Source organism: Marinomonas sp. S3726 (assembly GCF_000967665.1).
In the GTDB taxonomy this organism is placed as follows: Bacteria; Pseudomonadota; Gammaproteobacteria; order Pseudomonadales; family Marinomonadaceae; genus Marinomonas.
Genome location: NZ_JXYC01000014.1, coordinates 32363 through 55618, shown reverse-complemented (window position 1 = coordinate 55618; position 23256 = coordinate 32363). Strand labels below are relative to the sequence as shown.

Genomic DNA, 23256 nt, shown 5'->3' with positions numbered 1-23256 from the left:
GTTTAATTAGACCACAGCCTTAGCAGCGGGAATGGTTTTGGATTCTAACATGCCTAGCTGAATGATGAGTTGAATTATATCGTCTAAACCTTCGGCTTTTTTCAAGTTGGCAAAGATGAAGGGTTTATCTCCACGCATTCTTCTCGCATCAGTATCCATTACATCCAGCGACGCACCTACTAGAGGGGCGAGATCCGTTTTATTAATGATTAATAGATCGGACTTGGTGATACCTGGGCCGCCTTTACGAGGGATTTTATCGCCCGCCGATACATCGATCACATAAATAGTGAGATCAGACAGTTCTGGGCTAAATGTGGCGCTAAGATTGTCTCCGCCACTTTCGACAAAAACAAGATCAAGTTCGCCATGACGTTCCATCAAGGTATCAATTGCAGCAAGATTCATAGAGGCATCTTCACGTATGGCTGTATGAGGACAGCCACCTGTTTCAACGCCTATGATCCTGTCGGCAGATAATGCTTCATGATGAGTTAGGAATTTAGCATCTTCTTGGGTGTAAATATCATTGGTTACCACGGCGAGATCATAATGCTCTCTTAAAGCACTACATAAAGATCTAAGTAGAGCAGTCTTACCTGACCCTACAGGACCACCTACGCCAATTCTTAAACATTGTTTTTTTGTTGCAGACATAGCCTTTCCTTTTAAATGTGTTAGTTGGCCGATTTAGGATCTAAATAGCCTCGAATATTGTTGCTCATGGCGAGCGCTTAAAATGGCAAGCATAGGTAAGCCCGCTCCTATATCTTGCGTTGCAAGTGTTTGCGCATGATTAATTGCTGCGGGAATATAGGCTTGCAATTGACCTAATAAAATCTGTGCTTGGGTTTGTCCTAAAGGCACCAGTTTGGTGGCAGCAGCGACTTGGTTTTCTAACCATGACCAGCTAAAACCAAGTGCGGCGAGTTGATAATCTATTTGCCAATTAACACAGGCTAGAGCAAATAAACTAACAAAGCTTACCTCGTCTCCTTTTTTAAATGGGGAGCTTATTTCTAAATTGGTCAGTAAGCGCCCTAATGCCTCTCCCATTGCTGTATCAGTCAGTCTTAATTCCTTACTTTCACGACAGGCCAGAGCAAGTTGGTTTAAATCTAGGAGAGCGTTCCAGTCTTCTGCTTTGCAGGCCTTGATTGCGTGACACAAGATAGCCAGGTCTAGCTGGCTAACACTTTGTTCTAACTGTGTCTTGATCCAGTCATGTACTTGTTCTTGGTTTTGAACCAGACCAAGGTCAATTGCGAATTCCATTCCTTGAGAGAAGGAATAGCCACCAACAGGCAAGCTAGCACTGCTTAATTGCAGCAATCTTAGTAAACTAGTGTCCGTGGTGAGCATCTTTATACGCTCCGGACTCAGGCACAAAAATGACATTTTTGCGGCTTATCTCAAGACCAAGATTTTGTAGCATTTCTTCTAGTACATGATCTGGGCTAATACATAACCAAAGCTCACCAATTTCTATTTTGACGTGACGGTTACCTAAGTGATAACAGGCTTTACTAAAGGTATGCCAATCATCACACCTAGCCTGACAAACCTCTTCTATCATGCCTTGTACTTGGACGTATTTACCGCATTCAGATTTTAAGTATTCGCCAACTTCTAAGGTTTTGCCTCTTTCTAAAAAGATGCGAACTTCTTCGCCATTTTTACCGAATAGTTTGAGGCGGCCCTTTGTTCTTTGTTCATGGCTTAGCTCAACTTGGGTATGAAGTGGTTGGTGGCAATGAGTGCCTAGTCTTTGATAAATTTCTAGCATGTTTAGCTCCTTAAAATAGGCAATAAAGTTGAGCCAATGGCAGCTCTCTGGCAGGATCACAGGTAAGTAGCTCAGTATCTGCTTTTACTTCATAGGTCTGTGAATCCACGCTAATGTTTGGCAACCAATCGTTTAATATCATGTCTTTCTTAGAAAGGTCGCGAGTGTTTTTACAAGCAACCAAGGTGCGCTCTAATTGCAGCTCTTCTTGAATGCCATTATCGAGTGCAGCTTGTGAGACAAAGGTAAGTGATGTCTTGGCACTGGCTTTACCAAAAGAGCCGAACATAGGGCGATAATGCACAGGTTGAGGTGTTGGAATAGAGGCATTAGGATCGCCCATTGGGGCATTTGCAATCATGCCGCCTTTGATTATAAGTGAGGGCTTTATACCAAAAAATGCGGGTTTCCAAAGTACTAGATCTGCTAACTTTCCGGCTTCGATTGAGCCTACTTCATGGGCGATACCATGGGTAATGGCAGGGTTTATTGTGTATTTTGCAATATAGCGTCTAGCTCTGTAATTATCAGCGCCAAGCTCAGTGTCTTCTTTTAAGAAACCAAACTGCTGTTTCATTTTATGAGCGGTTTGCCAGGTTCGTGTGACGACTTCACCTACTCGTCCCATTGCTTGGGAGTCTGAGGAGATCATACTGAATGCGCCTCTATCGTGCAGTATGTCTTCTGCTGCTATGGTTTCTTTACGAATGCGAGAGTCAGCAAAAGCCACGTCTTCAGCAATACTTGAGTCGAGATGGTGGCAAACCATCAGCATGTCTAAATGCTCATCAACCGTGTTATGCGTATAGGGGCGTGTTGGATTGGTAGAGGAGGGCAATACATTGGCATGGGCGCAGGCTTGAATAATATCAGGTGCGTGGCCGCCTCCAGCTCCTTCTGTGTGGTAAGTGTGAATGACTCTGTTTTTAAAAGCACCCAAAGTTGAGTCAACAAAACCTGACTCGTTTAAAGTGTCTGTATGAATGGCGACTTGTACATCATATTTGTCAGCAATGGTTAAACAGTTGTCGATAGAAGCGGGAGTCGTGCCCCAATCTTCATGAAGTTTCAGGCCGCAAGCCCCTGCTTTTAATTGTTCTTCCAATGCATCGGGGAGGCTGGCGTTTCCTTTTCCCAAAAAGCCTAAATTCATTGGCATGTTATCAGTTGCTTGTAACATCTTATGCATGTTCCAAGCACCTGGTGTTACCGTTGTTGCATTAGTCCCTGTCGCTGGCCCTGTGCCGCCACCTATCATGGTCGTAACGCCAGAGGTGAGAGCTTCTTCGATCTGCTGTGGACAGATAAAGTGGATATGCGCATCTATACCGCCAGCCGTTAAAATAGAGCCTTCACCAGCGATGACTTCTGTTCCTGGGCCTATATTGATAGTGACATTGTCTTGGATGTCTGGGTTACCTGCTTTTCCGACTTTATACACACGGCCATCTTTGATGCCAACATCAGCTTTGACGATTCCCCAATAATCCAGAATGAGCGCATTGGTAATGACAAGGTCGACACTCTGCTCACGAATAACCTGACTTTGTCCCATACCATCTCGAATGACTTTACCACCGCCAAATTTAACCTCATCCCCATAGGTGGTCAGGTCGTTCTCCACTTGAATCCAAATATCGGTATTGGCTAAACGAACTTGATCGCCTGTGGTTGGGCCAAACATCTGAGCATAACTTTCCCTGTCCATACTGGCTTCATAATCACTGCTATAGTCGTCTGTTTGCTCAGTAACTGCTGTGGCTTCCAGAGGGCCCATTATTTCGCCACGAAAGCCATAGATGGTTTTACTGCCTGCATACTCAACCAACTCAACACTTCGTGCTTGGCTAGGCTCAAACCTTACCGCCGTGCCTGATGCAATATTTAAGCGATAGCCTTTTGTTGCTTCGCGGTTAAAAGATAGGGCAGGGTTAACTTCATAGAAATGATAGTGTGAGCCAATTTGAACTGGCCTATCGCCTGTGTTTTGTACTGTGATTTTTATTTTCTTACGGCCTTCATTTAGGATGATCTTGTCTTGACCGACTTTAATTTCACCTGGAATCATGTGTCCTCCTTTAAGTGCAGTTAAGAACGCCGTTAATTAATCGGGTTATGTACTGTGACTAACTTGGTGCCATCAGGAAATGTGGCTTCTACCTGAACTTCAGGGATAAGCTCTATTACTCCATCCATCACCTGTTCTGCTGTTAACAGGGTTTTGCCAAAGCTCATGAGTTGAGCCACGGTTTGTCCATCCCTTGCACCTTCTATGATCTCCATCGTGATATAGGCCATAGCTTCTGGGTAATTGAGTTTTAAACCACGGTTAAGCCTGCGCTCTGCCAGTAAGGCAGCGGTAAAGACTAATAATTTATCTTTTTCTCTAGGGAGTAATTCCATCTTGTTATCCTTATTAAGTAGCCCAAATGCGAGGAATGCAGGCATCTCTGTTTAGCAAAAAAGGGCGTATTTTTTGCCAGCAGCTTAAGAAAAGCTGTTTAGCTTGTTCTGAGGAGTCGCCAAGGTAGCGAATCAGTAAAAATTCACCGGTTAAACTGACACTTGCCATCGTATGGGTCTGTGCTTGATTTAAGTGTTCGCAGTCCTGCTGTAATGCATTAATCACCCTATCTAAAGTGTTTGTTTCTTGTGGTTTGTTTGGCTCGTTAATGAAAGGGCCTGCCACCATAAGTGCATTGACGCTTTGTTGATTAAAGCCTGCTTGTTGGCTTAATAAATGAAATGAATTTTTGTTGATTAGGTTTTTTTCTCGAAACTTGATTTGACCCTGTTGGCGAATTTCGAATGTTTGGCTGACTTGCCCACTAGTAAAGGTTTGGTCGCTTGCGGGGAGACCAAAGCAAGTGACTTCCCAGCCGATAAAGTGAGCATTTTTAGCAAGGTCCACCTGCGTCATTAGTTTGGTATTGGCATCAGGGTAGAGAATCGTTTCTTGTGGAAGCCATTCTAGACTGGCACTTTCACCAACATGAAAGAGGTTATTTTGAGACTGTAAGCTTTTATCTTGTCTGGCTCGATAAACTCGCCCTGCGCCAGGTGTTGTTAAAAGCAAGTGAGCATCTGCTTCTTGATGGCAGCTAAAATTTAGCGTATCACCAGACACTAACCCACCAGGCGGGTGCAGTATATAAAGGTGAGCAAGATCTTTTCCTTCGGGGTAAAAAGGTTTTTGTACATAAAGAGGGCCTTGATGAGCGCAAGATTTTAAAACCACACCTCGTAGGGTAGAGGCTAATGTAAGATCAAGAAAAGCATGCCACTGGCTAGTCTTGCTATCCGTTTTAACCATACTGTTTTGACGCTTATTAGTGTTTGTATTTATCAGAGTTAGGCTCATTAAATTACAACAGTCCTTGCAGAAGAAAGTCATTAGATAGACTGTTAGTAGCAATTAATATTCCAATGTCTATAAACCTTGAAATTTTTGTATCTTTCTTAGCAATCACCTGTGTTCTGTGCACTAGATTGGTCGCATCAAGAGTGCTTTGATTGAATATGTTAGGTTTGTGGCGCTTTTTTGGTGCGTTTTAAGTGAGGTGTCTGGATGGAGCGGATTTTGTGCTTTTTTTTAGTGCAGCTTTGCTCTCTAGCTATTTTTACTGGTTCTTATTTTTTGTGTAGGCAAATTTAATCGTTATCTAATAAATGAATAATTATTCTCTTTTTATATTCGATAGATTGCACATAAAGTGCACAAATTGATTTTATAGTGGGCAAATAGCCTTATCTATCAACGAATTTTTATGGGGTAGTTAACTCAAATGAAAGGCCTTATTGAGTACCCGCTGCCTTTTAGAAGGAGATTAATATGCCAACAATATCAGAGTTAGCATCTGCAAAAGCAGGTTTAAAAGCACCAAGTACCCAGCGTATTGCACCGACGATTGTTCCTGAAATGTCGATTCCACAAATTATTGACTCTTTAAATAGTGATGTGGCATCTAAAAAGAGAAAAGTCATTGAGCGACTTAGTCAGGATAAATACCTCACTCAGGGGTACCCATTATTAAATAGAAAAGCTTATACAAATGCGGTAAATCTTCTGCAAGAAAAAATCGCTAGTCATGATGACAGTATTTGTAAGAAGTTTTTAACCATGTTTGGTCCCTATGTTGATATCGAAGCCGATAGAAAAATTTTACAGCTATTAACTGACCCAAATGCGTATCAAAAATATGTTTCTGAGGGGACTCTTCAACGGGAGAAAAGAGGGTGGTCTGGTGAGAGTGTCATTAAAGATAAAAAGGGAGCAGAAAAGACAGTTAAAGATTCAAGTTTGAAATTCAAAGACAAGAGTGATGTTGCTAATACAAAATATAAACTGAAAATTTTATTCATGCAGTTTGAAAGGATGAAAGTGGCTCAAGCTGAGTTACTGATTTTATGCAAAGAAGTTTCCTCTTTGTTCAATGGCAAGCTATCTACGCCACCAGGGGCCTTTCATGGTTTAAAAAGCTTTAGTGGTGCGTTGGATAAAATAACCAATAGGGAGAGGTCATCAGATTTTGGAGATTTAAAAGATGTTGCTCGAATGACGGTTGAGTTTGAAGATGAGCATGCGATGAACTTGGCCAGAGCATATTTAGAAGATGGAAAAGAGTTTGAGCAAATAAAAGGTTATACCAAAGCCCTAAAAAACAGGTATGGCACTTCGGAGAAAGGTTCGGTTCATAATAGCAAAGCGTTGAAATCAGGTTATCAAGATATCAAATTTTTCCTTAAATTGAGTAACGGTATTATTGGCGAGCTTCAGCTGAACACTAAAGGTATGTTGATAGCGAAAGAAAAAGAGCATCTTATTTATGACCTAACACGTGCAGCCCCCAAGGGGACAGAAAAGGGCGCAGGTTTTACGCTGAATAATAAAGAAGATTTACTCGATCACCTAGTGCATAAGTTGAATGATGAGTGGTTTGTATTCGTTGGTCAAAGAGCGCCCAAGACACTCACTAAACTTTATACCATGAAGGCGATGATGGCTCGCATGGCCAAAAGGCCAGTAAAAGGAAGTTTTACTGTATTAAAACAAGAAGTAGAGGCTATGAATGTTATTAGTCGTCTTATGTATACACAGATAGGTAAAGGAGAAGGCGTTAAACTTGGAACGAGTATTCCTCAATCAGGATCAACCTTTAGTAAGGTATCTCGTTATTTCTTCTCATAAGCTAGGTTGTTGCTCACCCTAAATGTGGTGAGCTTCTCTGCTTTTTCGTGTCAGCATGCATCTCTTGTTACAAAATCCCCTAGTTAAACTTCTGCTTCTTTGGTTAACTGCACATTTAATCCATAAACTTCTAATACAATGAAAATGGGCAAGTTTATCAAGCATTTCTAATGGTTAGCTTAGTGCTGAATAAATGAAACTTAGCCAAATTGAGTCAGATTTAATTCAAGGATAGCAGGTAACTGCGAGTAATAAGGGCAGCCAATTATGACGATTACTAGTAGTGTCTTGGCCTCGCAAAAAGAGGACGCGCTACAGCAAAAACTGAATGCCTCCATGCGAAAGAAGTACTCAGGGCAAAGGGCTTATTTGAAGAAAAAGTCTCCTGAGGAATTGATTAAGCAGTCTCTGAGATTAGATGAGATAGAGGTGGCTGCGCGTAAAAGTCATGGCAAAGTAATGAAGCGTTTAGATTTAAGTACTCATCTTAGCCAAGGCTACCCTTTGCTGAACCAAGATGCTTATGCTGCTGCGGTGAAAATGCTGCAAGAAAAAATTCGTGGCCATGACAATAGCGTCTGTGCCAGATGGTTGTCGCTTTTTGGTCCCCACGTCGATATTGAAGCAGATCGAAAAATTCTCATTATGTTGACGGATCCAAGTGCCATTGAGAACTATGTGCCAGAGGAAACTCGTAAACGCTTAAAAGAAGGTTATGCGCTTACTAGCCGTGATAGGCGCCATGTTGCCAATACTAAGTTTAAAATGAAATCTCTTTTCATGCAGTTTGAGCGAATGAAACTGGCTCAAGCCCAACTAGTCTCCCTTTCAAAGGATTTGGCTGCTGAGTTTCATGGTCGCATCTCTTGCCCTCCTGGTGCATTCCAGGGCCTTAAAAGTTTTAATGGCGCGCTTGATAAAATTACCAATCGAGAAAGAGAGTCTGACTTTGGCGACCTAAAAGATATCGCTAGAATGACGGTCGAATTTGATAATGAATTTGATATGAATATGGCCCGTCAAAAGGTAGAAGGCAGTGATGAATTTAAAAAAATTCGTCAATATGCCAAATCTCTAAAGAACCGTTATGGAACTTCTTCTAGTGGGGATGAAAGTGATCCACATAATTCTGGCGCACTTAAGTCTGGTTACCAAGATATTAAGTTCTTCTTGCCAATGGATAACGGCATAATTGGGGAGCTTCAGCTTAATACCAAAGGTATGTTAGTTGCTAAGGCCAAGGAACATTTGATTTACGATTTAATGCGAGCTGCGCCAAAAGGCACGGTGAATGGCTCAGGCTTTACCGTTAATAATCCTGATGTACTAAAGCCAGTCATGAATAAAATGAATGATGACTGGTTTAAGTTCGTTGGTACTAAGGCGCCTATGACACGACAGTACCTAATCACAATGCGTATTATGATTGCGAGGCTCGTTAAAAACCAAGGACGCTCTTTAACGATAACCAAAGCGGAAGTAGCAGCAATGAGTGCCGTGAGTAAGCTCATGTATGCTCAAATTGGTAAAGGCCATAATATCCCAAAATCAGGTTCTAATCCGCCCGAATCAATTTCTATGTATCGACGCATTTGTAACTACTTCTTTTCTTAAGCAGGTTTGAAACACCAAGATAGTTTGACCTTTGTTTAGTTGAGTCTGTTAGGCTAGTGGTTTTAAAGTAGCGAGTCTGAACGGCTAGCTTATGAGGGTTAAATGCGCGCAGATACACTTGTTATTCTTGATTTTGAAACCACAGGATTATCACCAGATCAAGGTGATAGGGCCATTGAAATTGGTGCAGTAAAGCTAGAAGCTGGTCAGCCCGTTGCTGAATTTCAAGCACTGATGAACCCAGGTTTCAGGGTGAGTCGTTTTATTGAAGACTATACTGGAATCAGTAATGGGCTTTTGTCTGAAGCCGCACCTTGTGCCGAGGTTATGCGTGATTTCGCAGACTTTATTGGCAAGGATAACCTCATTGCTCATAACGCCTCATTTGATCGTCGTTTTCTAGACGCAGAACTTGCGCGATTGTCGCTAAATTATCAGGGGGAATTTGCCTGCTCCTTATTGTTAGCCAGACGAATTTTTCAAGATGCACCTAACCATAAGCTGGGAAGCTTGGTGGATTTTGCCAATATCCCCGTTGAAGGTAATTTCCACCGAGCTTTATATGATGCCCAAATGACTGCCAAAGTTTGGCTAGCTATGCTTGAAAGTATCGGTGAGCGCTATGGTATATTCGATTTGAGCTTTGAACAGATACAGCTGCTCTGTAAAACCTCTAAAAAAGATATTCATAAGAAACTAAATAGTTGGCGTTAAGTTGTTAACCTAGTTCAATGAGACTGTGTGGACTGCTTTACTCTGTTAGGTGTTATGGTATCGCTGTAATAAAAAATCAGCCAAAGCAGGCTTTGCTTTGGCTGATGCTCTGTTAATAACTGAAGGGAGTATTAACAGAAGAGGTTGTTATTGATCTGAAAACTATTGTTGAGTAAAAGGTAGCCTAGCCCAAACTTGTTTAATTTTTGGAAAACGAGCAAGCAAAACTTTTAAGATCCAGCTGACGATAGGATTTAACCCTATACCAGAGCGAATTTCGAATACTTCATAATGGAAGTTGCGACTAGGTACAGACTCGCTTTTAAACCAATCTTGTAAGGTTTTTCTTAGCTTGCTTGGACCACAGAAAGAAATGGACGCTTTCTTAAGCTCGAAACCAATACTTTCTTTAATTAAGTTAAGGCTAATACGTTTGCCTAGTGATGACTCACAAAGGTGCACATGAAAACGTGAACATCTAGCTGCAATTTTCTCTAATTCTTCTAGATGAATCGCTTGCTGTTTACTTTGAACACAGTAGAAAAGATGAGTCTCTTTATCACTGCTTTCTTTTTGTTCTGATAAAGCTTGAGCCATAGCGACAAACGGTGTGATACCTATGCCTGCTGCAATCCATACCTCATTACGTTTACCTAGCTTCTTACCAAAATGGCCGTAAGCTTTACTGACATTAGCTGTTATACCGATTTCTAAATGCTTAGGAAGCGATTTTGTGTAATCACCCAAAGCCTTAATACTGAATCTTAAGTTGCCCTCTTGGTTAGGTGCTTTGCTAATCGTAAATGGGTGGATTTCCTTTAGTTTCGCGTGATCAAATGAAATAAAAGAGAATTGACCCGCTTGATGACGAATGCCTTTTTGTATTGGCGCTAACTCAAAGCTAACAATATCTCCTGTAAGGTCTTTACTGATGACTTTGTATTGGCGAGTGCCCTTTAATGGGTTGTGGCTCTTTGATGCTCTAGCAAAACCTGAAGAGAGAGTATAAAGGTAAGATAAGATCCCTAAACCACATATACTAAGGACGTAAAGCCCCAAAGGTGAAGTGAGATCAAAAGGTTTTGGCATCCAAGCAAAATGTAAAACAGATAAGACAAAGAGAACGCCAATAAACTTATGGGTAAACTTCCAAAGTGCATAAGGAATGAGTGTAATGACTGTGATTAAAAGTAAAACCTGTAAACCATCAAATCCCAGTCCGCCTAAGTCTTCAGCCAACTCACCCATGCTAGGAGAGCCTAGACTTTTAATTTCAGCGTCTATCTGATCATGTAAAAAAATGACAGCGAGTGAGCCAAGACCTAACCACTTATGAAAGACATAAGACTTGTCTAAGCCACCAAAAAGGCTTTCTACGAGTTTAAAGCGAGTGGCTAAAATATAGCAGTAGGACATACCTAATAAGGCAACGATTCCTAAGTATTGACTGAAAGCCGCATCCATGGGCACGCCAGAATAGCTTTGCATCACACCTAAACCAGGTATGATTAAGCAAGTTGTGATAAGGATGCATATAGCAATAAACATAGTTAATTTACCAAGACAGTTATGAAATTCTCAACATTTTAAAGGCGCAAGCTTAAGGTTATATTAAGGGATAGCATTTGAGCTTGCTTTTATGTTTACAGAAGTTTTACTTGAAGGCGTGACTAATGAAAAAAATTATAGTGTTTGGCAATTCTTCATCGGGTAAGTCAACTTTGGCAAAAAAGTTAAGTGTGATTGATAAGTTAGCCCATTTAGATTTGGATACATTAGCTTGGCAAGAGGAAGGAGAAACACCTCAAAGACGCCCTCTCGATGAATCCAAAGGCATGATAGATACTTTTATAAAACAACATGATGAGTGGGTAATTGAAGGTTGCTACAGTGACTTATTAGCTTTAATTAGTCATGAAGCTAATCAAGCTTTCTTTTTGAATTTGCCTTTAAACGAGTGTATTGAAAACGCTAAAAATAGGCCCTGGGAGCCCCATAAATATGAGTCAAAACAAGCCCAAGATGACAATCTAAACTTTTTGATTGAATGGATGAAAGCTTACGATACCCGTACAGATTGTTTTTCCAGGGTGGCTCATATGGCCCTATATGAATCATTTAAAGGCCAAAAGAGCATCTTGGTGAGTAACGATTAAGGTTAAAGCTAGGAAGGCTTACTCTGTGATAAGGGTCAGTTTGCTTTTTAACTGATGATAAGCTTGGCTTTGGCGATCCTCTGGTTGGCATAGGCTTAACATGTCGTCAATAAAGTAGTTTAACGCACGCCTTTCTATCGCTTGGATACCAGATTGCTGATAGCCCTCAAGCATCTGATATTTTGATGCAGCGCCGAAGTCACCAAATAAAATATCGCCTTGATGGTTGATAAGTACATTGTGAGCATACAGGTCACCATGACTGACTTTGTGTTCAATTAGATGATCCACTAAACTTTCTAGCTGCTGCACTATGTGTTCAATCTGTTTGATACTAAAGCTTTGACCCTGAGTAAATGTGTCACGAGTACAGGTTTCAAGGCTAGGTGGCTGACCTAAATTTATATAGTCCGTTGGAATGAGCTCCATCACAAGGGCGGAGCAGTCAGCTTCTTTAATTTGAGCTAAGGGTTTTACAAGGTTAGGATGCAATCCTGTTGATAGGCAGGCATCCAATTCGTCTTCTGGGTAACCATCACTGGTCACTTCACCTTTAAATACCTTAATGGCTACTTCATTTGGAAGATGGTTATCACTAGAGCTGGTGGCTCTATAGATAACACCAGAGGCTCCTTTGCCTAAAACTTCATAGAAACTAAATGTGTCTCTTTTAAGTATTTTAATTCTGTCTTCAATGGTAGAGGTCTCACAAAAAGGATTACCTGCAAAAGCTAGCCAAGCAAGTTTTGGTAAATCAAGTAGGGCATCTGGAAAGGATGTTAATGCATTAGCTGATAAACGAATTAGTCCTAATTTATGACAATTAGAAATAGATTGAGGTATATAAGTTAGTTGGTTTCCGGATAAAGCAAGCTTTTCTAGATTTTTAAGTTGACCTAACTTCTCTGGCAATTCTGCGATTTTATTATCAGTCAAAATTAACCAGCGAGTTTGTAATGGTAATGAGCTTGCTGGTACTTGAGTAATCTTATTCGATTTAAAGCCTATCATCTCAAGATTTTGACAAAGAGATAGCATGGGAGGAAGACAAGTAAATTCATTATTTGAACAAAATAGAATCCTTAGTTTCTTCAATCTATTGAGATCTTGGGGTAATTCACTTAGTTGATTGTTGGATAGATCCAGTACTTCGAGGCTATCCGCAAGGTCAAAAATTTCAGCTGGAAACTGGCTAAGGTTCTCACTCAGGTTTAAGCGAACTGTACCCTGAAGTTCACCATTTTTTAATTGCTTTAGCGTCTGCACTTTAACTTCCCATGATAATTGTTGGCGCATCATAACAAGCTAAGAGGGCTGAGAATAGCTTCTCTTCCCTCCTTAGGTAAAAGTATTTGCTCTATTGTTCTAAGGAAAGTTTAATATAATCTTGCATGTAATCTTTTAAACGCTTGGCTCTTGGATTAAGCAAGCGACCCGTAGACCAGACGGCAAAGAGTTCTCTTTCTGGGCCTTTCCAGTCTTTTAAAATGTGTACCAGACGCCCTGAGGCAAGATGATTTCTCGCTTCATTAATAGGTAAGAGTGAAACCCCTAGTCCGTCGCATACAAATTGGGTAATTAGGCTGATGTCATTTGTCAGTGTGGATATTTTTGGGTGATATACACAGCTTTTTCCTGTGCTTATTTGGTTGAGTTGCCAGTTAGGTAAGGTATGGGTCGCTAGTAAAGTATGCCGCTCAAGCTCCTCTAGCGTTTTTGGCTCACCTTTTTGCTCTATGTAGCTTGGTGCTGCCACGAATAAAGTGGACAGACTTCCTAGCTTTTTTTGATAAAGCTGAGAGTCACTTTGTGGGCCGATGCGAAGAGCAATATCTGCTTTAGCTGCTAGAAGGTCTTCTCTTTGATTATTGAGTTGAAGCTCTAATCGAATGTCTGGATATTGTTTGATAAAGCCTGACCACATAGGTTGTAAAAAGCCCAATGAAATATTGGTGGGAGTGAAGACTTTTAAGCTGCCGCATGTTTCTTGGCTTTCCATGTCGAGCGCATTTTTAGAGGCTTCTAATTGCTCGAATAAAGGCGCATAGGTTTGATAATAGTTTTGTCCTTCAGGCGTTAAGATAAACTGTCTTGCTGAACGATGAACTAATTGGGTACTGAGGGTCTGCTCAAGTTTTTGTAGGCGTCTCGTGATAGTGGCGGCAGACATGTTTAGTTTTATCGCGGCTTTTGCTAAACCTTGGTGTTGAACAATTTGGATAAAGAGGTTGAGGTCGTCGTACATAAATCACTCAGGTTTGTTTATGATTTCATATGTGTAATTTGTTGTTCTAATTTTGTCTATATAAAACAATAATGCAAATAAATATACTTTAAGCCTGTTTGAATTGTTAGGAAACAACAATGAAAGAGCGCTTGATTTTTACCCTTATTATGTCTTTTCAATTGTCACTATTAATGAGCTTCTGGGTGACCTGGTTCAATATTGGCTGGACTGAGGTATTTATATTTAGCTGGCTTAAAGCGTTTGCTTTTGCTTGGCCATTAGCCATGGTGATTTCTTTTATAGTTACCCCTTTGTCGCAAAAGTTGACATTAAAGTTATCGGCAAGATAAGAGTTATCGTGTCTTATGGCTACTGGAGTGAAAGAAGGAAGGTACAAGATAATCGTACCTTCCTAGGAGACTAGCTTTGCTTTTTATCTAATTTAAGGTGTCTGTTGATGCCTTTGATCTTATCTTCAGCATGGTGGTTAACGTAAATAACAGTGGTTTCGCTACCAGCACAAATCTTCTCAATGAGAGCTAATACAAGTTGTCTATTGATATCATCTAAGCCAAGGCAAGGCTCATCAAGAATCAATAGTGGTGGGTGTTTTACCATGGCACGAGCAATTAAGATAAGCCTTTGGTCACCGTAGGACAGTTGGTTGAAAGGCTGATCTGCTTTGTGGCTCATTCCTAATAGGGCTAACCATTGGTTGGCAATGTCCTTTTCTACATCACTGCTTTTATTGTACAAACCAATGCTGTCGTAAAAGCCTGAAATAATCACATTTCTTAGACTTGTTCCTACTCTATATTCCCACTGTAACGCAGTCGAGACATAGCCTATATATTGTTTGATCTGCCAAATACTTTCGCCGTTGCCTCGCTTAAAGCCAAATACAAAAATATCATTTACATAACATTGTGGATGGTCACCTGTAATGAGGGATAAAAGAGCTGTTTTACCACTGCCGTTAGGGCCGCTTAATTGCCAGTGTTCCTGTTGTTTTATACGCCAATCAATACCATCAAGAATGGTGGTGTCAGCGTATTTCACTTGAATTTTATTAAGGTCAACAAGGGGCTCTGTGGGGTCTAAGTTTTCTAATAGTGACGCGCTGCTTGCTGGTGGGATACTAAGATCTGTCGTTTTTAAATGCATTAGCTGATAAAGGTCGGCATAGGTTTCTTTATTTTGGGTACTTACTTGATGAGTAAGTTGCCCATTTTCGACGTAAGCCACATGGCTGGTAAAGGCTGGAAACTCGTCAAAACGATTGAGTACCATGACAATTTGAATCTGATCTTTAATCTGCTCTAGGTAGCTTTGCAGCATATCTAATGTATCTGCGTCTAAGCCATCAAAAGGTTCATCTAAAACAAGTAACTCGGGTTCGCTTGCTAATGCTCTGATTAGCATTACCTTACGGCTTTCACCTGTAGAGAGTTTGCGAAAAGCGCGATCAAGTAGGTACTCAAGTTTGAATTCACTTACAAGGCGTTCAACTAACTCTGGATTAGTCGGCTTAGCTTGTTCACCTTCTAGTATCTCTCTTACTGGAGTACCTAAGGCGACAACATCCATAATGTCTGCGTCATCCTTTTTTAGTTCTGCTGTAATCAGTTCTGCTTGTGCTTCAAATGAGACTATTGCGACTTTTTCAGGTAAGCCAGAGAGTTCACCTGAACTAATATCCCCATAGCCGCATAAGCTGGCTGCCAGTGCGGATTTTCCTGCTCCGTTGCTTCCCGTGATAACCCAATGTTGTTCTGGCTCAATCGTCCAGTTTACAGTGTTTAATGTGAAATCATTATCGAATTGAACAGATAGGTCACGAGCTTTAATGGTGTACATTGATCTCTCTTTATCAAAAATTCAAATACCCTATTGTAGCCTGAAACCTACTAGTAACAGTTGTTGAATTTGTCTTAAATAACAGTCATTTATTTTAATATAGTCGGTTCGAATAGGGTTTCATGCTATAGGCTTTAATAAGATAGTTTCTATTATAAATGGCTAAAAAACGACATTTTCAATATTAATTTATCTAAAAACGACATCCCTGAGTTAGGCGTAGTGTACCTTTTAAAGAGAGCGACTAGGCAGAAACAACTTTTCCTGTTTATTTTTTTTGTTTTTTACGAATGTAGATTTCCTTTTTGACTTTAGCGATTAGCTCTCCTGATTCATCTCGAATATGCACTTCATATTCAGGTAAATACTTAGCACCTGTCTCCGTATTTTGTTTTATTTGATCTAACATGGTTTGGCTAATATGAAAGCGACAAGAGACCTTACCTTTGCCCGGCTTGATAAAATCTATTTCGGCTTTGCTGTCCCAAACGAGATAATCCCTCCCCAATATTTGCATTAACATCAGCATAAACCAAGGATCAGTCATGGCGAATAGGCTACCGCCAAAATGCGTACCGACATAGTTTCTATTGTACCAACGAAGTGGCATATCCACTTGTAAATGCTGGAAGTCACGGCTGATCGAAGAAACTTTAATCCCAGTAAAAAGATAAGGAGGGTAGAGGTTAATTAAATGACGAAATAAGGTGCTTGGGTGTATGAATTGTTTCATTTAGAACTGCCTTCATTACAAATTTCCCTGCTTAGATCTCAGGGATTGTCTTAGATCAAAGAATGGGAATATAGTGATTTTTTCGAGACTTAGGCAATAACAAGGGGAATCAACTTTCCTAGCAAATTGAACCAAAGCATAGGTTTAATCAAGTAAAAGGGAGGTAGTTATCCGTGTTTAATTCACAATATTAGCGCTATAAAGTGGTGTAAACGAATCTCATTCTACTGTTTTAACAAGATATGAATAATAAGATGTAATAGAATAATTTAAAATTTCATGGGATATTTTTATGCATTTTTTCTTAGCTTTTTGGCTCAGTGAATAAATTGCAACACTAAAACTGAATATTTATCAGTTTTGTCAAATGGTCGTAAAAGTAGGCATTAAGAGGCCTGTTTAATTACTCAGAGTAATAGTGATAAATAGTTTGCTAAATACTTTCGTTATTTTGACTATAATTTTACATCTAGTGGGTACGTTCTCCTCGCAGCGGGCTCAATTTCTGCTAGTTAGTTGATACCCAAATGGGCTGGTGGTAACGTATTTTTCTGCTAACTGAATTTTTTTAAATATTTGATTATGTAAATTAACGTAAAAAGTACTAACTTTATATGGTTTCGTATTCATTTATTTAACTGAAGAATATGTTGAGGTAGAAAATGGAAGATCGAGTCAATTTAGGTAAAGCAAGTCCTGTTATGTATAAGTCTGTGGTGCAGCTCGATTGTATCGCAACTCAGTTCATTGAAGATGCTGGAATAGATGAAGGCTTTAGCCATCTATTAAAGCTGCGCGCTTCACAAATCAATCAATGTGCTTTCTGTATTCGATTGCACAGTAAAGATGCCTCAGATAGTGGCGAACCTATTGAACGAATTAGTTTAGTCTCCGCCTGGCGGGAGTCCCTCTATTTTGATAATAAAGAAAAGGCAGCCTTAGAGTTACTAGAGTCCATTACATTAATTTCTCAGGGCCAAGTGCCTGATACTGTGTATAAAGCCGCCACCAAGGTATTAACAAAAGCACAAATTGCCGCAATAGAATGGCTTAGTATTGTTATTAACACTTGGAATCGTGTTGCGATATCCAGCCGTTATCCTGTTTTACCAGCTAACCCTGATTTGAATTTACAATTTACCTAACATTATTATTTAGCCAAATGGCTTAAAGAATTGCTTTATCACATAAAGCGCTAAAAATAGCGAGAGAACATAAAGGACATACAAAGTGTTAGCTTTAAAAAAGAGCTGACATTAAATTATTACCTGGAGGTAAGGAAGCTTGTTAACCAAGCCTAATACAGTCTAAGTAATTAAAGCCTTACGACTCCACCATTAGTCAGAATCTAGTTAGTAGATAACTAGCATAAAAAAAGGAAGCCAAGCTTCCTTTTTTTATGGATGAGTATTGCCTATCAGTCTATGAAGGCTGGCAAATGTACTCTAAGATGCTGACAACTTGCTCTGGTGTTTCTGTTACCGCTAGCGCTTGTGCATCCACTTCTTTTAGTGGGTGTGTTAGCTCTGGAGAGTGCATGGTAATGAGAGACTTACCCAATGCAACGGCTGTGCCTGCATCAAATGCCGCATTCCATTGTTTGTACTTATCACCAAAACGTACCACAACAATGTCTGACTGTTTGATCATATTATTAATGCGGATAGCATTAATTTTGACGGCTTTATGGTCTTTCCAGAAGGCTTTATCTTCTTCGCCTAAAATCACAGAGCCCACTTCGTCGCTTGATTTATGATGGCAGTTAGGGGCAAAAATGGTAACAGGAAGGTTTTTTTCAGCGATGCCTTTTTTAATCTGATCACGCCAATCCGAGTGAATCTCACCGGATAAATAAACATTATATTGCATTTTTATCTCCTAGCTTAGAGCCTTCACGGCTCATCAATAATGGCTTCATTTTAGTGAAACTAGGCCTTAATTGGTATGCAATCATAATCCTTATCCCAAATCTCGATTTCATATAGTGGTTTAAAATCAAGATATGAAAGTATTCAACACCTTTTATGAATATTTTGAATTTGATTATTCGCTTGTAATTTTCTGTCTATGAGATGATTTTTGTGAAAATTGTTGTCTCTTAATTCACAGGTTCTCTAGAATAGCGTTAAATTTAAAGGCGAGTTTATTATGAATACTGAAGTTATCATCTTTGCTTATTGGCTCTTATTTGCCGCAGCAATAGGACGTGTGATTTATATACGTAAAAAAATTAGTGTGCCGACATTAAAAGAGTATAGCGCTGATTATCAGGAGTACTTTAGTCCTGTTAAGCAGAAAGAGCAGTTGCAAGAATACAAAAATATATGCGTCACGCATCAATTAACGAATAAGTATTGGCGTTATATGGAGTTAAGTAAAAAGCTACATTTTGTATTGTTTCTTGGCTGGATAGCCGTTGTGGCTATCTTCAGTGAACCTTAGTGTCTGAATAGGGTAGAGAAAGACGTAGCGTGATTGATGTGAATTAATTTTCGTAAAAAAAAGCCAAGACCTAGGTCTTGGCTTTTTTAATCTACTTAAAGAAACCGATTAAACGATTTTCTTCATGTCAGCCATGTGGCCACGTAGAACATCACCGATAGCTTCAACTGGGTGTGAACGAAGTGCTTTGTTTACTTCGATCAAACGAGCGTTATCAACACCCGTTTCGCTTGATTCTAGGCCACGACCAATTACGTCAGTCTTGATGTCTTTCATGAAGTCAGCAAGAAGAGGTAGGCAAGCGTGGTTGTATAGGTAACAACCGTACTCTGCAGTATCAGAGATAGTTGCGTTCATTTCGTAAAGCTTCTTACGCGCAATAGTGTTAGCGATAAGTGGTGTTTCGTGTAGAGACTCGTAGTAAGCAGAGTCAGCAACGATACCAGCCGCTGTCATAGTTTCGAAAGCAAGCTCAACACCCGCTTTAACCATAGCAACCATCAAGATGCCATTGTCGAAGAACTCTTGCTCAGTGATTTCAACATCGCCTGCTGGTGTTTTTTCGAAGTTAGTCTCAGCAGTCTCTGCACGCCAGCCTAGTAGGTTAACGTCATCATTAGCCCAATCTTCCATCATAACGCGAGAGAAAGTACCGTTGATGATGTCATCTTGGTGCTTGTTGTATAGAGGGCGCATGATGACTTTCAACTCTTCAGAAAGATCAAATGCTTTGATCTTAGCTGGGTTAGAAAGACGATCTAGCATGTTAGTTACGCCGCCGTATTTAAGCGCTTCAGTAACAACTTCCCAGCCGTATTGTACAAGTTTAGATGCGTAGCCTGCGTCAACACCTTCTTCAACCATTTTGTCGAAGCAAAGGATAGAACCAGTTTGCAACATACCACAAAGGATAGTCTGCTCACCCATAAGGTCAGATTTAACTTCGGCAATGAAAGAAGACATAAGAACACCAGCCTTATGACCACCAGTACCTACAGCGTAAGCTTTCGCTAGTGCAAGACCTTCACCTTTAGGATCATTGTCTTCGTGTACAGCAATTAGTGTTGGAACACCAAAACCACGAACATATTCGTTACGAACTTCAGAACCTGGGCACTTAGGTGCAACCATGATTACTGTTAGGTCGTCACGGATTTGCATGCCTTCTTCAACAATGTTGAAACCGTGAGAGTAAGAAAGACAAGCGCCTTCTTTCATAAGAGGCATTACAGCATTTACAACAGGAGTGTGTTGCTTATCTGGTGTTAGGTTAAGAACTACGTCTGCAGTTGGGATAAGGTCTTCATAAGTACCAACAACAAAACCGTTCTCAGTTGCATTTTTCCAAGACTGACGTTTTTCAGCAATTGCAGCAGGACGTAGAGCATAAGCAACATCACAGCCACTATCACGTAGGTTAAGACCCTGTGCTAGACCTTGTGCGCCACAGCCGATAACGACCATTTTTTTGCCTTTAAGGGCTTCAACGCCATCACTGAACTCGTCCATAGACATGAAACGACATTTTGCTAATTGCTCTAATTGCTCGCGTAGCGGCAAAGTATTGAAATAGTTGTTAGACATGAAACTATCCTAAAAATTTAAAAAAATGGTAAATGTTTTGTCTTGGGGAAAATCACTTTTCCTCAATATGGAGCTCACTCTACAGAAAGCTTTGTCTTGTGTATATTGATATATTCTCATTATAGTGTTGCATTTATTGCAATATAAAGACGAGTCAATTTTATTAGTTGAAACAGGTTAATTGCTGAATGAAATTTGAAGCACTTTCTCACTTAATGATGAATGTGATAACGTGCAAGTTAGATAACTTAGACAGGAATACAGGAAGTGACCATGTCAAACCCATCTCTTAAATATAAACTGCTATTAATGATTGCCAGCGTATCCTTAACGGCTTGTAGTCATCCTCAAACACAAAGTAATGAGACTCCTCAGGCGAACCAAATTCCTTATTTTGAAAGCTATTCAGCTGCCATTATTGAGCCTAAGTTAGTGCGCTCTTCTATCGCTATTGAAAAGCAATTGAATGACAGGCAAGGCGTACCTATGCCGCCTGGGGAAGAAAGCGTCAAACTTGTTCCTGGTACCCAGCCAATCATTATTACTGCACCACACTCAGTGAGGCCATTTCGTAATGGTAAATATCGTTTTTCAGATGGCGGCGCAACAGCCGCTTATGCGATTGCATTAGCTGAACTTGTTGGTGCCCATGTTATTTATGCTAATTATGAAAATGGCACCGATCCAAATTACCTTGATGATAATGAGTTTAAGCGTGAACTGGCTGGCCTAATAGAGCAGGTTAACCCTGTGTTAGTACTAGATATTCATGGTAGTAATCCAATGCGCTCCTATGATCTTGATATAGGTACCATGAATGGTGAGTCTTTGTTAGGACAGGAAGCATTAGTTACGGATCTGATTGACACCTTAGCCAAAGAAGGCATTTTTAGTATTTCGTATAACCGCTTTAGTGCTAGCAAGCAGCAGACAATTGCTAAATTTGCCAGTAAAAGAGGTGTGCCGACTTTGCAGCTAGAAGTGAATGCTACCTATTTGATGCCAAGTGAAGGTCATATTGAAGCACAAAGGTATGCCATTTTATTACAGGCATTTAGCCGTTATATCTCCAACAGTGTTCTGAGTAAGCCAGTTGAGTGAGGGCTTTATTGAAATTAATGCGATGAATGTTATTTAGCACAGTGCAAGAGATGTAAAAAAGGCAGATGCGATGCATCTGCCTTTTTTATGATTGATCTTATTAATTAAGAGACTTTGAACTGTTTGATAAGGTCTTTCAGTTCGTGCGCTAACTGGTTTAGGTTTAAGCTGGCTTCTTTGGTTTGCTCAGCCCCTATGTTTGTTTGCTTTGTCATCTCACTGATCTGATTAACATTCTGATAAATGTCATCGGTCACAGCACTTTGCTCTTCGGTAGAGCTGGCAATTAAAGAGTTTTGCTCGTTAATGTCGTGAATTGCGCTGTTAATTCCCATCAAGATATCACTGGTTGTTTTTGCTTTGTCAGTTGCTAAGCCTGCCGTTGATTGGCTTTGTTCCATGACAGATACCGCTTCTCTAGAATCTGTTTGCAGCTTTAAAATCATCTGATTAATTTCTTCAGTAGACGATTGGGTTTTGCTAGCAAGGTTACGTACTTCGTCTGCTACAACGGCAAAACCACGACCTTGTTCACCAGCACGTGCAGCTTCTATCGCTGCGTTTAAAGCTAGTAGGTTGGTTTGTTCGGCAATCCCTTGAATCACATCTAGAATAGAGCCAATTTCCTCACTGTTCTTTTCTACTTGAGCAATCACCACACCCGCTTCACCCACATTTTTCGATAAAACGCCGATCTCTTCAATTGTGTCTTGCATGGCTTCAAGGCCCTGCTGAGTGCGGCTATTGATATCTACCGTTGATGCAGATGCTGAGTTAGCATTATGTGCGACATCTTTAATCGACTGACTCATCTGATGAGAGGCTGTTGCTAGTAACTGTGTTTTATCAGACTGATCTCTTACTGCTGCTGTGGTTTGCTCTGTAATAGCAGAGGTTTGCTGTGAGGTTGCAGAAAGCTGTAGTACCACATCAGATACTTGATGTAGGCTATTCTGAAATTTACCTAACATGCCGTTAATCGCATCAGCAGTTTGAGCAATTTCAGTTTTATTATTGATGCTGACCCTTGCTGTTAAGTCTGATTCTGTTTCGATACGCGTAATGCTGTTAGTTAGTGTATTCAGTGGACGTAGAATGTTATTTAGTAAAACAATCGCAATTAAAATCCCAAATGAAACAGCGATAGTAATAATAATGATGCCTGTTGTGATGGCGTTTTCGCGTGTTTCACCTGCCTTTTTACGATAAGCTTCAGCATTACTAACAGAGAAGGCGATGATTCTCTCTAGCTCTTCATCGAGTTCATGTAGTTTTCTTTCGGCTAAATCTATTTGTCTTTGAGCAGTATCAGTTGATAAGTCCTTTATTGCTAGAATCCCTTCTTCTAATTCAATCCAGTCTTCGAAATGCTCAATACTGCTTTTGATTTGTCTTTGCACCTCATCACCCTTGGCTCTTTCTTGAACCAGTTTAAGGTCTTTCATGATGAGGTCTTCTAAGTGATGAATCTTATCTTTTGACTCTTGCGTTTGAACCAGAGCGTGTCGATTTTTCTCAACCAGTAATTCTAGTTGTGTTAATTCAACTTCAGCTGTTAATGAAGAGCGCGTCACTGTGAAAGGGTGATCAAATACTTCTTCAGTCAAATTGCTTAAATTAGACATTTGGTAAAAGGAAAATGAACCCAGAGCAATAACAATAGAAATAAGTAAAGCTAATCCAAAAACAAGCTGTTGTTTGATCGTGAGTCGCTTCAAAATTGACATTATGATTCCTGTGATTGTAAGGGAGCCTAAGAGGCGGTTATAGGCCGCAAAAATAGGAAGTTAATTTGTGGCGCTATTTTAGGGTATTTAATTTTTGTTTGTACTAAAAATTGTAACTGCTTGATGC

At 40.1% G+C, this 23256-nt stretch carries 22 protein-coding genes; 8 read left to right on the top strand and 14 right to left on the bottom strand.

Annotated features, from left to right (window positions below; genetic code table 11):
* Positions 1-6 precede the first annotated feature (6 nt).
* Genes ureG through TW85_RS13365 form a run of 6 tightly spaced genes read right to left on the bottom strand, consistent with a single transcriptional unit; the run spans position 7 to position 5147 of the window.
* Positions 7-657, bottom strand: coding sequence for an urease accessory protein UreG (gene ureG / locus TW85_RS13390; RefSeq protein ID WP_046017637.1), 651 nt, complete (start codon positions 655-657; stop codon positions 7-9).
* Between the two features lie 33 nt (positions 658-690).
* Positions 691-1362 carry an urease accessory UreF family protein gene (locus TW85_RS13385; protein ID WP_343251978.1) on the bottom strand — a complete coding sequence of 224 codons (672 nt, stop codon included), beginning with the start codon at positions 1360-1362 and terminating at the stop codon, positions 691-693.
* Positions 1343-1786: an urease accessory protein UreE gene (gene ureE / locus TW85_RS13380; protein WP_046017635.1), complete on the bottom strand. Its 444-nt coding sequence runs from the start codon at positions 1784-1786 to the stop codon at positions 1343-1345. Before ureE ends, TW85_RS13385 begins: the two co-directional genes overlap by 20 nt.
* 10 nt (positions 1787-1796) lie before the next feature.
* Positions 1797-3854: an urease subunit alpha gene (gene ureC, locus TW85_RS13375; protein WP_071210285.1), complete on the bottom strand. Its 2058-nt coding sequence runs from the start codon at positions 3852-3854 to the stop codon at positions 1797-1799.
* 32 nt (positions 3855-3886) lie between these two features.
* Complete coding sequence (locus TW85_RS13370) at positions 3887-4189, bottom strand: urease subunit gamma (protein WP_046017634.1); 303 nt, start codon at positions 4187-4189, stop codon at positions 3887-3889.
* A gap of 13 nt (positions 4190-4202) precedes the next feature.
* Positions 4203-5147 (bottom strand): urease accessory protein UreD, encoded by a 945-nt coding sequence (locus TW85_RS13365; protein WP_046017633.1) that lies wholly within the window; start codon positions 5145-5147, stop codon positions 4203-4205.
* 471 nt (positions 5148-5618) lie between these two features.
* Here TW85_RS13365 and TW85_RS25510 point away from each other — a divergent pair, with 471 nt between their 5' ends.
* The 3 genes from TW85_RS25510 (at position 5619) to TW85_RS13350 (ending at position 9302) form a co-directional block, all read left to right on the top strand.
* Positions 5619-6974 (top strand): hypothetical protein, encoded by a 1356-nt coding sequence (locus tag TW85_RS25510; protein ID WP_052702184.1) that lies wholly within the window; start codon positions 5619-5621, stop codon positions 6972-6974.
* A gap of 267 nt (positions 6975-7241) precedes the next feature.
* Positions 7242-8588: a hypothetical protein gene (locus TW85_RS25505; RefSeq protein ID WP_052702182.1), complete on the top strand. Its 1347-nt coding sequence runs from the start codon at positions 7242-7244 to the stop codon at positions 8586-8588.
* Between the two features lie 102 nt (positions 8589-8690).
* Complete coding sequence (locus tag TW85_RS13350) at positions 8691-9302, top strand: 3'-5' exonuclease (RefSeq protein WP_046017632.1); 612 nt, start codon at positions 8691-8693, stop codon at positions 9300-9302.
* 162 nt (positions 9303-9464) lie between these two features.
* Here TW85_RS13350 and TW85_RS13345 read toward each other — a convergent pair whose 3' ends face one another.
* Positions 9465-10850 carry a ferredoxin reductase family protein gene (locus TW85_RS13345; RefSeq protein WP_052702179.1) on the bottom strand — a complete coding sequence of 462 codons (1386 nt, stop codon included), beginning with the start codon at positions 10848-10850 and terminating at the stop codon, positions 9465-9467.
* A 125-nt stretch (positions 10851-10975) separates the two neighbouring features.
* On the opposite strand from TW85_RS13345, the gene TW85_RS13340 reads away from it, so the two are divergent.
* The gene (locus tag TW85_RS13340) at positions 10976-11458 is read left to right on the top strand and encodes an AAA family ATPase (protein WP_046017631.1); all 483 of its coding nucleotides are present in this window, start codon (positions 10976-10978) and stop codon (positions 11456-11458) included.
* Between the two features lie 18 nt (positions 11459-11476).
* Here TW85_RS13340 and TW85_RS13335 read toward each other — a convergent pair whose 3' ends face one another.
* Both TW85_RS13335 and TW85_RS13330 read right to left on the bottom strand, forming a co-directional pair.
* Positions 11477-12724 (bottom strand): leucine-rich repeat-containing protein kinase family protein, encoded by a 1248-nt coding sequence (locus TW85_RS13335; RefSeq protein WP_046017739.1) that lies wholly within the window; start codon positions 12722-12724, stop codon positions 11477-11479.
* 91 nt (positions 12725-12815) lie between these two features.
* Complete coding sequence (locus tag TW85_RS13330) at positions 12816-13703, bottom strand: LysR family transcriptional regulator (RefSeq protein WP_046017630.1); 888 nt, start codon at positions 13701-13703, stop codon at positions 12816-12818.
* A 119-nt stretch (positions 13704-13822) separates the two neighbouring features.
* On the opposite strand from TW85_RS13330, the gene TW85_RS13325 reads away from it, so the two are divergent.
* Positions 13823-14035 carry a DUF2798 domain-containing protein gene (locus TW85_RS13325; protein WP_046017629.1) on the top strand — a complete coding sequence of 71 codons (213 nt, stop codon included), beginning with the start codon at positions 13823-13825 and terminating at the stop codon, positions 14033-14035.
* 70 nt (positions 14036-14105) lie between these two features.
* Here TW85_RS13325 and modF read toward each other — a convergent pair whose 3' ends face one another.
* Positions 14106-15542 carry a molybdate ABC transporter ATP-binding protein ModF gene (gene modF, locus TW85_RS13320; RefSeq protein WP_046017628.1) on the bottom strand — a complete coding sequence of 479 codons (1437 nt, stop codon included), beginning with the start codon at positions 15540-15542 and terminating at the stop codon, positions 14106-14108.
* Between the two features lie 268 nt (positions 15543-15810).
* On the bottom strand, positions 15811-16275 hold the full coding sequence (locus tag TW85_RS13315) for a DUF4442 domain-containing protein (RefSeq protein ID WP_046017627.1): 465 nt from the start codon (positions 16273-16275) through the stop codon (positions 15811-15813).
* 662 nt (positions 16276-16937) lie between these two features.
* Here TW85_RS13315 and TW85_RS13310 point away from each other — a divergent pair.
* On the top strand, positions 16938-17420 hold the full coding sequence (locus TW85_RS13310; protein ID WP_046017626.1) for a carboxymuconolactone decarboxylase family protein: 483 nt from the start codon (positions 16938-16940) through the stop codon (positions 17418-17420).
* A 277-nt stretch (positions 17421-17697) separates the two neighbouring features.
* Here TW85_RS13310 and TW85_RS13305 read toward each other — a convergent pair whose 3' ends face one another.
* Positions 17698-18144: a YtoQ family protein gene (locus TW85_RS13305; RefSeq protein ID WP_046017625.1), complete on the bottom strand. Its 447-nt coding sequence runs from the start codon at positions 18142-18144 to the stop codon at positions 17698-17700.
* A 279-nt stretch (positions 18145-18423) separates the two neighbouring features.
* Between TW85_RS13305 and TW85_RS13300 the strand changes: the two genes are divergently transcribed.
* Complete coding sequence (locus tag TW85_RS13300) at positions 18424-18717, top strand: hypothetical protein (protein WP_046017624.1); 294 nt, start codon at positions 18424-18426, stop codon at positions 18715-18717.
* Positions 18718-18825: 108 nt separating this feature from the next.
* On the opposite strand, the gene ilvC is transcribed toward TW85_RS13300, so the two are convergent.
* The gene (gene ilvC / locus TW85_RS13295; protein ID WP_046017623.1) at positions 18826-20301 is read right to left on the bottom strand and encodes a ketol-acid reductoisomerase; all 1476 of its coding nucleotides are present in this window, start codon (positions 20299-20301) and stop codon (positions 18826-18828) included.
* Between the two features lie 273 nt (positions 20302-20574).
* On the opposite strand from ilvC, the gene TW85_RS13290 reads away from it, so the two are divergent.
* Complete coding sequence (locus TW85_RS13290) at positions 20575-21402, top strand: ketol-acid reductoisomerase (protein ID WP_046017622.1); 828 nt, start codon at positions 20575-20577, stop codon at positions 21400-21402.
* 104 nt (positions 21403-21506) lie between these two features.
* On the opposite strand, the gene TW85_RS13285 is transcribed toward TW85_RS13290, so the two are convergent.
* Positions 21507-23129 (bottom strand): methyl-accepting chemotaxis protein, encoded by a 1623-nt coding sequence (locus TW85_RS13285; protein WP_052702177.1) that lies wholly within the window; start codon positions 23127-23129, stop codon positions 21507-21509.
* Positions 23130-23256: the final 127 nt, after the last annotated feature.

Excerpts from the sequence above, each read along its gene's own strand:
- ureG (WP_046017637.1), bottom strand. The coding sequence starts at position 657 with ATGTCTGCAACAAAAAAACAATGTTTAAGAATTGGCGTAGGTGGTCCT.
- TW85_RS13385 (WP_343251978.1), bottom strand. The coding sequence starts at position 1,362 with ATGCTCACCACGGACACTAGTTTACTAAGATTGCTGCAATTAAGCAGT.
- ureE (WP_046017635.1), bottom strand. The coding sequence starts at position 1,786 with ATGCTAGAAATTTATCAAAGACTAGGCACTCATTGCCACCAACCACTT.
- ureC (WP_071210285.1), bottom strand. The coding sequence starts at position 3,854 with ATGATTCCAGGTGAAATTAAAGTCGGTCAAGACAAGATCATCCTAAAT.
- TW85_RS13370 (WP_046017634.1), bottom strand. The coding sequence starts at position 4,189 with ATGGAATTACTCCCTAGAGAAAAAGATAAATTATTAGTCTTTACCGCT.
- TW85_RS13365 (WP_046017633.1), bottom strand. The coding sequence starts at position 5,147 with ATGAGCCTAACTCTGATAAATACAAACACTAATAAGCGTCAAAACAGT.
- TW85_RS25510 (WP_052702184.1), top strand. The coding sequence starts at position 5,619 with ATGCCAACAATATCAGAGTTAGCATCTGCAAAAGCAGGTTTAAAAGCA.
- TW85_RS25505 (WP_052702182.1), top strand. The coding sequence starts at position 7,242 with ATGACGATTACTAGTAGTGTCTTGGCCTCGCAAAAAGAGGACGCGCTA.
- TW85_RS13350 (WP_046017632.1), top strand. The coding sequence starts at position 8,691 with ATGCGCGCAGATACACTTGTTATTCTTGATTTTGAAACCACAGGATTA.
- TW85_RS13345 (WP_052702179.1), bottom strand. The coding sequence starts at position 10,850 with ATGTTTATTGCTATATGCATCCTTATCACAACTTGCTTAATCATACCT.
- TW85_RS13340 (WP_046017631.1), top strand. The coding sequence starts at position 10,976 with ATGAAAAAAATTATAGTGTTTGGCAATTCTTCATCGGGTAAGTCAACT.
- TW85_RS13330 (WP_046017630.1), bottom strand. The coding sequence starts at position 13,703 with ATGTACGACGACCTCAACCTCTTTATCCAAATTGTTCAACACCAAGGT.
- TW85_RS13325 (WP_046017629.1), top strand. The coding sequence starts at position 13,823 with ATGAAAGAGCGCTTGATTTTTACCCTTATTATGTCTTTTCAATTGTCA.
- modF (WP_046017628.1), bottom strand. The coding sequence starts at position 15,542 with ATGTACACCATTAAAGCTCGTGACCTATCTGTTCAATTCGATAATGAT.
- TW85_RS13315 (WP_046017627.1), bottom strand. The coding sequence starts at position 16,275 with ATGAAACAATTCATACACCCAAGCACCTTATTTCGTCATTTAATTAAC.
- TW85_RS13310 (WP_046017626.1), top strand. The coding sequence starts at position 16,938 with ATGGAAGATCGAGTCAATTTAGGTAAAGCAAGTCCTGTTATGTATAAG.
- TW85_RS13305 (WP_046017625.1), bottom strand. The coding sequence starts at position 18,144 with ATGCAATATAATGTTTATTTATCCGGTGAGATTCACTCGGATTGGCGT.
- TW85_RS13300 (WP_046017624.1), top strand. The coding sequence starts at position 18,424 with ATGAATACTGAAGTTATCATCTTTGCTTATTGGCTCTTATTTGCCGCA.
- ilvC (WP_046017623.1), bottom strand. The coding sequence starts at position 20,301 with ATGTCTAACAACTATTTCAATACTTTGCCGCTACGCGAGCAATTAGAG.
- TW85_RS13290 (WP_046017622.1), top strand. The coding sequence starts at position 20,575 with ATGTCAAACCCATCTCTTAAATATAAACTGCTATTAATGATTGCCAGC.
- TW85_RS13285 (WP_052702177.1), bottom strand. The coding sequence starts at position 23,129 with ATGTCAATTTTGAAGCGACTCACGATCAAACAACAGCTTGTTTTTGGA.